Below are 12,513 nucleotides of genomic sequence, written 5' to 3'. Positions count from 1 at the left end.
TTTGCTTGATTGGATGCGCAAATATATTGATATTTTTTAATCTGCAAATAGTATTTATTTCTTAGAATTAAAAAATTCGCCTCTGCTGAGACGGATTCCTTTTCTTTTTTAGTTTTAAGGTACTAGAACGGCTCTGCCTTTTATTTTTCCCTGTCTCATTCGATCATACACTTCGTTAGCATCGTCAAGTTTATGTTTTTCTATTTCGATATGAATTTTCTTTTGTCTAGCGAGACCGACAACTTCCATCAGTTCTGTTCTTGATCCCCAATACGGATTGGTCATACTGACTCCGAAAGGCAAAACATTCATACTGTACTGATAATGTCCGCCGCCAAGACCAACAATCGTAAGATCTCCATCTAAGCTTACAACCTTTGTTCCTAAATCTATGGTAGAAGTTGCTCCAACAAAATCTAGAACAACTTTAGCTTTTTTGATTCCGGTAATTTTCTGAATTTGTTCTGCTGCATCGGCATCTTTAGAATTAATGGTAAATTCGGCCCCTAATTCTTTTGCAAATGCTAATTTATCTTCGGTAACATCGCAGGCAATAATAGCTGCTCCGCTTATTTCTCTTAATATCTGAAGTGCAACGTGACCCAAACCTCCAACACCAATGACTACAACAAACTCGTCTGCCATCAATTTAGGAAGAGAACGTTTTATGGCAGAATATGGTGTAAGTGCCGCATCTGTTAATGGAGCTGCAATTATAGGATCTAAATCGAAAATAGGCACTAAAAGTCTCGAAGACGGAACCAACATATACTCTGCCATACCGCCATCTAGTCCTAAACCGCCTCCGTAAGCTTGCTCCGACTGATGATCACAATAATTTTCTTTTGACTGCTGACAGGGCTTACAATGTCCGCAACCCCACGGACCGTATACCAAAACGGCATCTCCTTTTTTATAACCTTGCACATTTTCACCAATTTCTTCAACCCATCCCGCATTTTCGTGTCCTAGAGTAAAAACGGTTCCTACAACTGTTCCCTCGTCTATAATGTGCAGGTCTGAGTGGCAAACACCAGCTCCGCCAATTTTTAATAAAACTTCATCACCTTTTGGAACAGGTCTTTCAAGATCATTAACAACGCGGACATCTTTGTGCCCAAAAAAACGTACTGCTTTCATAAAATAAACTTTTGATTACTATTCTACTAATTTACAACTTGTATTTTCTATCTAGTTTATCACACAAGTTAAGTTTATCCTAATTTATTGCTTTTACTGAGCATTTATAGGAACTTAGAGATAAAGGGCAAAAATTTTAAACGGCAGAAAATTTAATTTATCGGCATAAAAAAAGAGAACCTAAGTTCTCTTTTAAATTTATTTTTACTGTTCAAAATTCTAATGGAATTTTAGTTTACTCCAAACTTATTACTCCATCTTTTAATAATAAACAGACAATAAGATTTTAGAATTTGAACTTTCTATATATTTTTCAAGTCTTTTGAAGAATGCTTCGTTAACCATCGGGCAGCCGTGGCTGTTGATGATATAATAACCTTGTTCTTCTGACGGAACTTCTTTGTAATGGTGCAATACAATGGCACGTTTCATGGCATTGTTGTTACTCTCATCTAGTCCTGCCAATCTGAAAGCTTTTCCGAAAACACCTTTATATGGCTTTTCTACTGAATATCTTCCTAGCGAAGTGCAATTTGAATTTGGAGTATTGCTGAATTGCAGGATATCTCCTTTTATTCCTGTTTCAGAACCAGAGCCGTGCGCTACCAATCCTTGATCTAGAATCTGATTGTTTTCAAGATCGTAAACAAAAAAGCGATTTTTTCCTGATTTAATTTTCATATCAACAAGAAAAGCAATTTTATTACTGTACTTGTGATTAGTTGATGTGTAAGCCTTAATTTCACTTACATGCTCGGTAAGTCTTGCGAATTCAACTTCGCTTAAAATTTCATTCTCTTCCCATACATTTACAGCAGTAAAGGAACTTAAAGAAAAAAGCAGTGCCATTAAAAATATTCTCATATCAGGCAAAAAGTTAGGTTAAACGTAGTTTGGGGTTCGATAATCTAATGCTGCAAAATTATGTAGAAAGATTATACAATTCCCATCTCATAAGTTAAAGATATTATAAATATCTGAAAATAACAACATTAAACGTTAAGATTTAATTAAAATACGTTAATGTGCAGAAATATCCGTTAAAGCAGAAGTTAATTTTTGTTCGGCCTATAGCTACCTAAAAATCATCTACTTATAATCTTATTTTATATTTCAGAAACTGTTTAATCTAAAAAGACAGTTCTTCTTGAAATAATTCCTACTGAATCTTCAATTTCAACCCGGACCACTCATAATCTAAAAACTGGTACATTTTAGTGATACGGCAAAACAATACATTTGGCTAAAAATAAAAGTATATCAGATAAAAATGAATGGACAAATAAGACACGACTGGAGCAAAGAAGAAATTCAGGCTATATATGATAAGCCTCTTTTAGAATTGGTTTATCAGGCTGCGACTGTACACAGAAACTGGCACAAACCTTCAGAAATACAAGTATGCACCTTACTTTCTGTAAAAACTGGAGGTTGTCCAGAAGACTGTTCTTACTGCGGACAGGCAGCGCGTTATCACACCGATATTAAAGTACAGGCTCTTTTACCAACTGAAACAGTTCTCGAACACGCCCAAAAAGCCAAAGATGGAGGTTCTTCCCGTTTTTGTATGGCTGCGGCTTGGCGCGAAGTCCGTAATAATAAAGACTTTGATCGAGTTATTGAAATGGTAAAAGGAGTAAACGACCTCGGACTAGAAGTCTGCTGCACTTTAGGAATGCTGACCGAAGAACAAGCTATACGTTTACAAGAAGCAGGTTTATATGCTTATAATCATAATTTGGACACTTCTGAAAGTTATTACGATGAAATCATCAGTACACGCAAGTTTGATCAGCGTCTAGATACGATAAATAATGTGAGAAAAGCGGGAATAACTGTCTGTTCTGGTGGAATCATTGGTTTAGGAGAAACTCCTGCCGATCGTGTTTCTATGCTTTTAACCTTAGCCACAATGCCTGTTCATCCTGAATCTGTTCCTGTAAATGCGTTGGCCAGAGTAAAAGGAACTCCATTAGAAAACAATCCGAAAGTGCCTCTTTGGGATATGGTTCGAATGATTGCTACCGCGCGTATTGTTATGCCTGCAGCTGTTGTCCGCTTAAGTGCAGGACGTATCGAAATGACGGAAGAAGAGCAAGCTTGGTGTTTTATGGCAGGCGCTAATTCTATCTTTACAGGTGAACGCGAAACTTTATTGGTAACACCAAATCCAGGATTGTCTGAAGATATGCAGATGTTTCAAAATCTTGGATTGAAACCTTTGAGTAAGGAAAGTAAAAGTGTTTGTTCGGTGGTGTAGTGCGTCAAATTTATTATGCCTAAAGTAAGAAGCTACAGAGTTGTACAGCTTCTTGCTTTTCATTCTTTTAATGCCAAAAAAATACAACATTCCTCTTCCTGTCTTTGTTTTTGAGAATTATTATAAATGTTTCAATTGCAGAAAGAATACCAATAAAAAAGCACAAGCTTTTAAACCCATGAGTACTGTTAAATATAATTTCAGTTAGATAAAAAAATAACATAAAAATCCAAATTTTACTTAAATATGAATTAGTTACAACAACATTTTTATATTTTGCATAATTATAAATTAAAACAAATGATTTTAGGAATAAAAGAATTGCAAATGAATTTAGAGTTATAAAATTCATTTTTTTATACATAACAATTAGCAAATACATTATTATCCAAAAAAAATAATTTGAAATTGTATCAAATATATTTTCTGTTGTTTTATAATTCAAGATTAGACCTGCCAACAATAAAAAAACAACCACGAAGTCATTGTATCTAAATTCCTTTAAAACAAAAAAGATAACCACTGTTGCGATTATTAAAAATGATCTAAAAATGAAATTTCTCATATTTAAGTCCCAAGTAAAGATTAATAATACTTCACAAACTCCTCCTTCTTATCATGAGGAATATCATTATGATAAGATTTTAATTCCATAGTATTCCAAGATTTCCATTCGTCAGCAAGTTCAATATTAGTTGATTTATGATGTTCTAAAAATCCTTCAATAACATAATCTTTCAGAGGTATATCTAGGATTCGTTCTTTTCCGTTTTGGGTCAGCAATATTGTATGTTCTAACTCTCCTTTATCATTAATATGGAAAGTGAATAAACCGCTGTCCCAAGAACTTAAATATTCCAAATCTTCATCGTCATCATATTGAGTAGGAACTAGATCATTTTCTTTTTCATATTCAAAAATCATAGACATCATACGATCATTTGCCCATCGATAAAAGACTTCAGCATAATCTAATAAATCTTGCTTTTCTACAGAACTATCCCACCAATAAACATCTTTGAAAGTATCATTGCTATCAATTTCTATTTTAACACGATTAAATTTTTGGTCAGAAGATTTATTCTTTTGAAATTTTTCCGCCATCTTTCTCGCTTCATCTCTAATTGCTCGATTTGATTTCTCTGACTCTGTTAATTCATCATTTTTCTCATAATTTACTATAAAATTGTAACTGCCTTCTAATGTAAAAATGTATTCCACAATTAATTTATCGTACTCAAATTCAGTGTATTCTTTTCTAATCTGAGAAACTAATTCGTAAATATTCATATTCTAATTTAAATATATCTAACAAACTATCTTGTTCATTCATTTTTTAATGCTTAACTAAATATATCTCACAAACTCATCCCTCTTATCATAAGGAATATTATAATGAAGGGATTTCAATTCCATCGTATTCCAAGATTTCCATTTATCAGCAAGTTCAGTATTGGTTATTTTATGATGCTCAAAAATTCCTTCTATGAAATAATCTTTTAATGGCATATCTAGAATTCTTACTTTTCCATCTTTTGTAAGCGATATTTTATATTCGAGCTCACTTTTATCGTTAATATGAAAAGTAAATAAACCGCTATCCCAAGAACTTAAATATTCTAAATCTCCATCATCATCGAATTGAGTCGGAACAAGACCATTTTCTTTTTCATATTCAAAAATCATAGACATCATTCGATCATTTGTCCATTGGTAAAATACTTCGGCACATCTTAATAAATCCTGTATCTCTTTTTCATTGTCCCAAAAGTGCTTTTGAGAATACGTTTTGTCATTATTTAACTCTAAAATAAAACGATTAAACTTTTTATCAGTATGAATTGTCTCTTCAAAATAGTCTGAAATGATTTCTATTTCATCGTCAATAGCTCTTGGACTTATAATAGTTGGAAATATTTCCCCTGACTCTGTTACATATCTTACTAAAAACTTATAGCTTCCCGATTGAGTAAATTCATACTCAATATTTAACTTTACATAGGTATGCTCATTATAATAATTATATAAAGCATCTATTAGAGAACTTATGTTTATACTCATTTTAAAGATTTAAATTTCTTTCAGATTTAGCAAATTACTGGAATTGTCATCGGTAAATATATTAACTTTAAAAATATTCTTTCTATGCCATTTTAAAAAACATTTCATATCTTTATTAATAATTTTATAGCATTAAAAGAAAACAAAAAATGCTCAAAAAAGCCCTGACCCCATTAATCGACAATTTCACAACCATTCTTATTATGGGTACCATGGCGGGCGAGCAGTCTATTGCTAAGCAGGAATATTACGCCAATAGAGGAAACCTTTTTTGGAAGATTCTGTTTGCTATTTTTGAGGAAGAATTTAGCAGTACTTACGAAGATCGAAAAGCACTAGTCAGAAAGTATAACATCGGACTTTGGAATGTTTTAGAAAGCTGCAAAAGAGAAGGAAGCAGTGATGCTAAAATAACAGAAGAAACGATAAACGATTTTGAAAGTCTGCACAAACAATACCCGAGTATAAAATATGTCTTTTTTGAAAGTAAAGCTGCTGCAAAATACTTCCAAAAACTTACTGTTCCACAAGAAGGCATCATTTATACAACATTACCTTCAACTAGCGGACTAAATGCGGGTTTAACTAGAGCAGAAAAAATGGAACAATGGAAAGCTGTATCGCAAATAGCTCTTTGCAAATCTATTGAAGATCAGCAATAAAATTTATCTGTTTCTCATAATGTAAAAAAGTATTTCTTCTTCTAATTCTCTTGACAAATTTTCAAACTTCATCTTGCGTTTGTAGTTTTTTTCGCTTTTATCCTTATAAAGCTCAGTTTTTGCAGTACTTATACAATAAGCGTCGCACATAACCTTAAATTTTTCGTCGAGTATGTACAATTCTTTCATAGAATCAAAGTACGCTGCAAATTTAACATTATACAATTCGTCAGGAATAGCCGCCATAGGTTCTGTTGCGTTTAAATTAATACTGTATTTTACCTTACAGGTTCATTTTACAATACTCATAATATAATTATAAGTGCTAAGCATTCTTCAGACAGCTCCTCGATCAACCGATTTAAAAAGCTGCATTTTCATAATATTAAAATTAGAGTGAAAAACTTTAATCTTTTTTGTTTACCCCTCTGTAAATGGTTTCAGTTTATAATCTGAAACCAGAAATAGTAAAATGAACCATCAATATTTTAAAATGAAACAATGCTGAAATGAGTTGTTTTGTAACATCGGCCACATAATTCATTATGCTTTCTAGATTTTAGTATTAAAAATCGGCTTTTAGTTAATTTTCAATGTCTAAAGTGATGAAATTGTTAATTAACACAAGAAATGCAAAAACACGTAATAGTACTTATAGTAATATTCTTATGATTAAATAAATTTACATCCCTTTAATTTATAAGCCACAAATCATCAAAAATAGCTGCAATTCTATTTTATTCAAATCAAGTTATCAATACTGTCTGGAGAAATGAGTTTTATTTTATCTGATAAACTCTGTCAATGTTAAGAGCCGTTTTTAACGAGAAAAAATGTTTATTTCATTTTGATATGCTGTCTTAGAAATTAAACCGAAAACGCATAAAAAAAGCAACATATAGTACCCCAAAAAATGCTTGAGAAAAAATCTATAGTAATCGGATGTGACGATATTACGATATTGACTATGATATTAAACGCAATATCAATAGTATCTGATTACGCCTTTTCTACAGTTTCTGTTTCGAGAGGAGTAGATTTGAAAAACACCATAAATTCTTTAAATCCTGATTTAGTCATTTTAGGATTCAAACAAAATCAGTTTGTTTTGAATGATACTAATTTTGATTCTGATAAAAGGAATATTCCCATTTTATACTTGACACAGAATTATGAATGCGAATCGTTATGCTGGTCCAAACAAAGCATTGTTTTTACTTTTCCTTATCAGCAAATTAAAAATACCGACTTTTTAATTTACAGAATCCGATCTATTTTTCTTCTAAAAAAAACAGAGTCGCAAAGCAAAGCTCCAACGTCTTTTGCAGAAGCTGCGATTCAGAAGAATGATCCTGATAAACTGAGTCATTATGTAATGGAACTTGATCAAAAGGTTGAAGTGCTTTTGAAAGTAAAAGAACGTATTTCTTACCTGTATCCCAACGTCGATGATGCTACCAGAATTGAATTGATGTCTATTGTAAATTCTATAAAAACAGTTGCAAACGACAATAAGCTCTGGGATGATTTCAAAATTTATTTCGAACAGTCAAATCCTAATTTTCTTTTGGCTCTTGCCAAAAAACATCCTTCTCTAAGTTCTCGAGATTTAAAATATTGCTGCTATATTAAAATGAATATGAGTAACAATGACATTACCAATCTTCTTGGCATTAATCAAGAAAGTGTTCGTACTCATAAATACCGTCTTAAAAAGAAATTAACTCTTAAGAAAGAAGACGATATCATTTCGTACTTAAGAACTGTTTCCTAATTTCCTTTTCCTTATTTGTTATTTTACCATTGCATGCTTCAATAAATTTTAGCAATGTTAAACAGCTTTGTCCTATAAAAATGCTGTACATTTTTCTTTCCCTAAATTTTAAAATCTATACTTACTTTGAGAGTGTTTTTTACTGTATATGTCAAAATGCAACAATACTTTTTAGGGCTATATACACCAAACAGATACAAAGCGTAGACAAAAAAAACTTTGTCTATACTTTGTCTATAAAAACATCGATTATCTACCAAATTTGTCTATGAAAAGTACATTGCTAATTTTTCGTACAAATCTAATTCTCAGTTACTTTTACAATTAATAAGAGCTAATTTATTAGCCATCACACTTAATTAATTTAAGAGTTAAAAACGATGATACACCAATCACTTCAATTTACGAATAAACTATTGGGACAGTTTTTAAAAAATCGTTTTGGTCTAACCGAAGACAAAACGACTGTAAACTATCTCATTGAACCAAGTGGCACTTTGCCAAAAGTAAATCACAATAAAGTGGTTTTGTCTCTTATAAATATTGAAAAAGAAACCAATCAGCCTTTTTATATCAGAAATCAGAAATTAGAAAGCGGCAACTACTCTAATTTCAATCCAACAGAAAGATACAACATTGACTTATTGATTAGCAGCAATTTTGAAGATTACACAGAATCCTTAAAATTTCTGGATGCCATTATCATCTTCTTTCAGATTAATAATTATATCGATGCATCGTCCTCCTCTTCTATTCCAGACGGTTTAAGCAGATTAGAATTTGAGTACGAAAAGATTTCTTACCATCAGATGCACAGTTTATGGACGGCGATGGGCGCAAAATACCAGCCTTCGATTATTTATAAAATGAAACTGATAAAAGCGCAAGGACATGAAATTATGGAAATTATACCGTCTGTAAAAAACACTAGTAATAATATCGTAAAATGATACAGAGCAATTACATAAAAATCTTTACTACGGCCGCTTATCATACTTTTTTTGATAACGGAAAATGCAATTGCCTTCATTTTGCTCCAAATAATAAAACTGATAAAATATTCAAGAAATTCGGTTTCAAAACCAATCACATTTCAAACGGATTCGATTTATATTCAAACACAAAATCATCACTTTCAGATCTGTTAGATTATATTTCTAAAACTACACAGCAAGATTATTTCGAGTTTAATATCAGATGCAGTAATCCGAATTTTATTCTCTTTACGACTTTGCCAATTAATTGGATCGGAACCGTTAATTATTCTAGCCAAGATCCTAAAAATCTAAACAATGAGGGAAAAATTGTATTGAATCAGACTTTAGAAAACAAATCTGCGTCATCTCATTTTGGGCATTTAAAAGTCTATTTTGAAGATATATTGAAAGAGCAAAACACTGCTAATTCTATACTTTTTGAAATCAATTTTACGGCAAGAGCCACACAATGGCAATATTATTTTATCAATAAAAATGCTGTGCAGCTAAACAATCCTTCGATCACTCAAAAAGAAAACATACAATTTGACGGGCCGCAGCAAGTCACGATTCAAACTGGAGAATCGGCTTTGCTGTTTACTTCCAACAAAACTTACATTACGCTTAGCGAAAAACCGAAATATAAATTTGATTTAATAAACAGTTCTGTTTCAAATCAAAACAATGCCAAACCTAAAGTAATTATAAAAGGACTTCCGTGTCCAGATGTATCCCGAATAGGAATAATCGAGAATAGCGACCAAAATGAAGTCGCCTCACCAATGTATATCTACTTATAAAAAACTATTAAAAATGAACACTAAAAACTAAAATCAATGAATTTATCTACCATTCAAACTCCTGGTGTTTACATTCAAGAATTAAATGCTTTTCCCAATTCTGTTGTTGGAGTTGCCACAGCAATACCAGCATTTATAGGGTACACACCACAGGCCGCATACGAAGGAAAATCGTATACGAATGTGCCAGTAAAAATCACATCTTTTGCTGATTTTCAGGCTTTTTTCTGTTTGCCAGATCCACCTGCACCTGCAAGTCCGTCGAAACAGTACAATCCTGAGTATTACTTGGTAGCAGAAAAAAGTCAGCCCTTAAAAGGCGACTACATGCTAATTGCAGGAACTTATTATTCTATAGTTCCAGACCCGAACACCGTTTATTATCTGTACAATAGCGTAAGGCTTTTTTATGAAAATGGCGGTGGAGATGCTTATATTGTTTCTGTTGGAAGCTACGGACCTCCGTCGCAAAAACCAGCAGCTCCAGGCGTTCCTGTTGTAAATCCGAATGTACAGCTGAATGATTTGACTAAGGGACTTGCTTTATTGCTAAACGAGCAAGAACCAACTATGTACATCTGCCCTGAAGCGACTTTGCTAAGCGTAGAAAACAACGGTACATTAATGCAGTCAATGCTTTTGCAAGCTACACAAATGCAGACAGCAATGTGTTTGTTTGACATTATTGGTGGTGATGCCCCAGATCCTATTTTATACACCCAAGACATTACCAATTTCAGAATGAATACAGGTTCTGTTGGGTTAAATTATGGAATGGCATATTATCCTTTTATCGGGACTACGATAATGCAAAATTCTGATATTGATTATACGAATTTATTTGGCGGAGATGTAAAACAATTAGAAGCAATTCTTAATCCTGCTAGCGCTCCAAATCCAGCAGCGGCGGCAATTATTGCAAATATTCAAAGTCCGGCAAGTACTTTAACTGTTACTCAAAATCACAATGCCTTACTTATTGCAAGTCAGACCTATTCCTTAATGATCAAACACATTGTAGCCGATGCTAATATTCTTCCTCCAAGCGGTGCTATGGCAGGAGTAATTACAACTGTAGACAATGCTGTCGGTCCGTGGGAAGCTCCTGCAAATACTTCGATCGTAGGTGCAGCTTCATTGCCAATTTCTATTTCTGAAAGTCAGCAAGCGAACTTAAACGTAGATGCTGTTTCGGGTAAATCGATCAACGCGATTCGAACTTTTAACGGTTTAGGAATCTTAATCTGGGGGTCTAGAACATTAGACGGAAACAGTCAAGACTGGAGATATATTCCGGTGCGCAGAACCATGATATTCTTAGAACAATCTTGTAAACTGGCCGCTCAGGCTTATGTGTTCCAGCCGAATGACAAAAACACTTGGGAAGCCGTGATTTCAATGATCAGCAGTTTCCTTAGTTCGATCTGGAAACAAGGAGGTTTACAGGGAGCCAGCGCTTCCGATGCCTTTTCTGTAGCCTGCGGATTGGGTTCTACCATGACAGCAGACGACATTTTAAATGGGTTCATGAATGTTACGGTTAAAGTTGCAGTTGTTCACCCAGCTGAATTCATTGTCTTGACATTTCAACAGCAAATGGCAACTTCTAGTTAATCAAATAAATACTCAATTAAGTAAAATTTTAATTTAAAAATAAAAGAATATGGCAACAGATGACGGAAGCGTACAAGGCGCAACATGGCCCATGCCAAAGTTTAGATTCGAAGTAGACCTTGGAACAGAATTAACAAAAGTAGCTTTTCAGGAAGTTACCGGAATGGACGTCGAAAATCAAATTATAGAATACCGTAAAAGTAATAGTCCGCTTTTTTCTGTGGAGAAAATGCCGGGAATTACCAAATACGGAAACGTAACCATGAAACGTGGAATCTTTGTAAATGATAATACTTTCTGGGATTGGCATCAGCAAGTCGTAATGAATACGATTAAAAGAAGAACGGTTCTGATCAAATTATTAGACGAAAAAGGCGGCGTAACCATGCAATGGACTTTAAATAATGCCTGGCCCACTAAAATTACCAGCACCGATTTAAAATCTGATGGTAACGAGGTTGCGGTAGACACTATAGAAATTGCACACGAACAACTGATCATTAAAAATGGCGGTAAGTAACGATTATCCTGTTAGCTTTTATTTTACACTTTCATTTGCGGGTGTAGATGCGGCTTTCAAAGAGGTATCTGGAATTTCTAAAGAACTAAGCGTAGAAGAAATTGTTTGTGGAGGCGAAAATAGATTTAAATATCGCCTCCCAACCATTTCCAACAGTCAGAACTTAGTGCTTAAAAGAGCAATGGTGCCTGCAGGATCGCAGCTGGTAAATTGGTGCGCCAACTGCATTGATCAAGGATTATCAAATCCAATTCAACCCAAAAATGTGATTCTGAAATTGCTTAATGCCTCTGGAGTGGTATGCATGCAATGGACTTTTAACAATGCTTATCCCGTAAAATATGCCGTTTCCGACTTAAACTCTCAGGAAAGCAATATCGCGATAGAATCTATTGAGCTGGCTTACACCTATTTTGACATTTCTAAGGATACCAAATTTGATAAACTTTTTACGTAAACCATTATGCCAATCGAAATAAGAGAACTCGTTATCAAAACAGAAATCGTAACAACAAATGCAAAGAATTCGGCTCTAGCCAAAGAAAGAGAGCTGTCTATTTTAAGAAAACAATTGCTGGAAGAATGCAAAAGATTAATTGCTGAGAAAAATCAGGAGAATAGCTATAAACGTTAAAGCCACAGATTAAAGAATTTAAAAAAAAGTTTCACGCAGATTTTGCAGATTAAAGCAGATCTAATTTTAAT

At 33.5% G+C, this 12,513-nt stretch carries 14 protein-coding genes; 9 read left to right on the top strand and 5 right to left on the bottom strand.

The annotated features are described in order from the left end of the window. Positions 1 to 114: 114 nt before the first annotated feature. Complete coding sequence (locus ACWA1F_RS21315; RefSeq protein WP_456896730.1) at positions 115 to 1,140, bottom strand: NAD(P)-dependent alcohol dehydrogenase; 1,026 nt, start codon at positions 1,138 to 1,140, stop codon at positions 115 to 117. A gap of 261 nt (positions 1,141 to 1,401) precedes the next feature. Beyond that, complete coding sequence (locus ACWA1F_RS21310; RefSeq protein WP_456896728.1) at positions 1,402 to 2,004, bottom strand: murein L,D-transpeptidase catalytic domain-containing protein; 603 nt, start codon at positions 2,002 to 2,004, stop codon at positions 1,402 to 1,404. A gap of 406 nt (positions 2,005 to 2,410) precedes the next feature. Here ACWA1F_RS21310 and bioB point away from each other — a divergent pair, with 406 nt between their 5' ends. Beyond that, complete coding sequence (gene bioB / locus ACWA1F_RS21305; RefSeq protein ID WP_456896726.1) at positions 2,411 to 3,400, top strand: biotin synthase BioB; 990 nt, start codon at positions 2,411 to 2,413, stop codon at positions 3,398 to 3,400. A gap of 585 nt (positions 3,401 to 3,985) precedes the next feature. Here bioB and ACWA1F_RS21300 read toward each other — a convergent pair. Beyond that, the gene (locus ACWA1F_RS21300) at positions 3,986 to 4,690 is read right to left on the bottom strand and encodes a hypothetical protein (RefSeq protein WP_456896724.1); all 705 of its coding nucleotides are present in this window, start codon (positions 4,688 to 4,690) and stop codon (positions 3,986 to 3,988) included. A 57-nt stretch (positions 4,691 to 4,747) separates the two neighbouring features. Then, positions 4,748 to 5,461, bottom strand: coding sequence for a hypothetical protein (locus tag ACWA1F_RS21295; RefSeq protein ID WP_456896722.1), 714 nt, complete (start codon positions 5,459 to 5,461; stop codon positions 4,748 to 4,750). A 149-nt stretch (positions 5,462 to 5,610) separates the two neighbouring features. Between ACWA1F_RS21295 and ACWA1F_RS21290 the strand changes: the two genes are divergently transcribed. Further along, a complete protein-coding gene (locus tag ACWA1F_RS21290; protein ID WP_456896720.1) occupies positions 5,611 to 6,123 on the top strand; it encodes a DNA-deoxyinosine glycosylase in 513 nt (170 codons plus the stop codon). Positions 6,124 to 6,126: 3 nt separating this feature from the next. On the opposite strand, the gene ACWA1F_RS21285 is transcribed toward ACWA1F_RS21290, so the two are convergent. Then, entirely contained in the window at positions 6,127 to 6,369 is a 243-nt protein-coding gene (locus ACWA1F_RS21285; protein ID WP_306156376.1) for a hypothetical protein, read from the bottom strand. Between the two features lie 667 nt (positions 6,370 to 7,036). Here ACWA1F_RS21285 and ACWA1F_RS21280 point away from each other — a divergent pair. The 7 genes from ACWA1F_RS21280 to ACWA1F_RS21250 all read left to right on the top strand — a co-directional run bounded on the left by ACWA1F_RS21280 (position 7,037) and on the right by ACWA1F_RS21250 (position 12,442). Further along, positions 7,037 to 7,897: a helix-turn-helix transcriptional regulator gene (locus tag ACWA1F_RS21280; RefSeq protein WP_456896718.1), complete on the top strand. Its 861-nt coding sequence runs from the start codon at positions 7,037 to 7,039 to the stop codon at positions 7,895 to 7,897. Positions 7,898 to 8,277: 380 nt separating this feature from the next. Next, the gene (locus tag ACWA1F_RS21275; protein WP_456896716.1) at positions 8,278 to 8,847 is read left to right on the top strand and encodes a Pvc16 family protein; all 570 of its coding nucleotides are present in this window, start codon (positions 8,278 to 8,280) and stop codon (positions 8,845 to 8,847) included. After that, positions 8,844 to 9,674, top strand: a complete 831-nt coding sequence (locus ACWA1F_RS21270) for a hypothetical protein (RefSeq protein ID WP_456896714.1) — start codon at positions 8,844 to 8,846, stop codon at positions 9,672 to 9,674. Before ACWA1F_RS21275 ends, ACWA1F_RS21270 begins: the two co-directional genes overlap by 4 nt. 36 nt (positions 9,675 to 9,710) lie before the next feature. After that, the gene (locus ACWA1F_RS21265) at positions 9,711 to 11,288 is read left to right on the top strand and encodes a phage tail sheath family protein (RefSeq protein WP_456896712.1); all 1,578 of its coding nucleotides are present in this window, start codon (positions 9,711 to 9,713) and stop codon (positions 11,286 to 11,288) included. A gap of 49 nt (positions 11,289 to 11,337) precedes the next feature. Further along, positions 11,338 to 11,808 (top strand): phage tail protein, encoded by a 471-nt coding sequence (locus tag ACWA1F_RS21260; protein ID WP_008469163.1) that lies wholly within the window; start codon positions 11,338 to 11,340, stop codon positions 11,806 to 11,808. Next, on the top strand, positions 11,795 to 12,265 hold the full coding sequence (locus tag ACWA1F_RS21255) for a phage tail protein (protein WP_250837618.1): 471 nt from the start codon (positions 11,795 to 11,797) through the stop codon (positions 12,263 to 12,265). Before ACWA1F_RS21260 ends, ACWA1F_RS21255 begins: the two co-directional genes overlap by 14 nt. A 6-nt stretch (positions 12,266 to 12,271) precedes the next feature. Then, entirely contained in the window at positions 12,272 to 12,442 is a 171-nt protein-coding gene (locus ACWA1F_RS21250) for a DUF5908 family protein (RefSeq protein ID WP_306156368.1), read from the top strand. The last annotated feature ends 71 nt before the right edge of the window (positions 12,443 to 12,513 follow it).

Source organism: Flavobacterium erigeronis (assembly GCF_054075165.1).
Note: the sequence above shows the minus strand (reverse complement) of the source record. Positions and strands in the feature narration are given on the sequence as shown.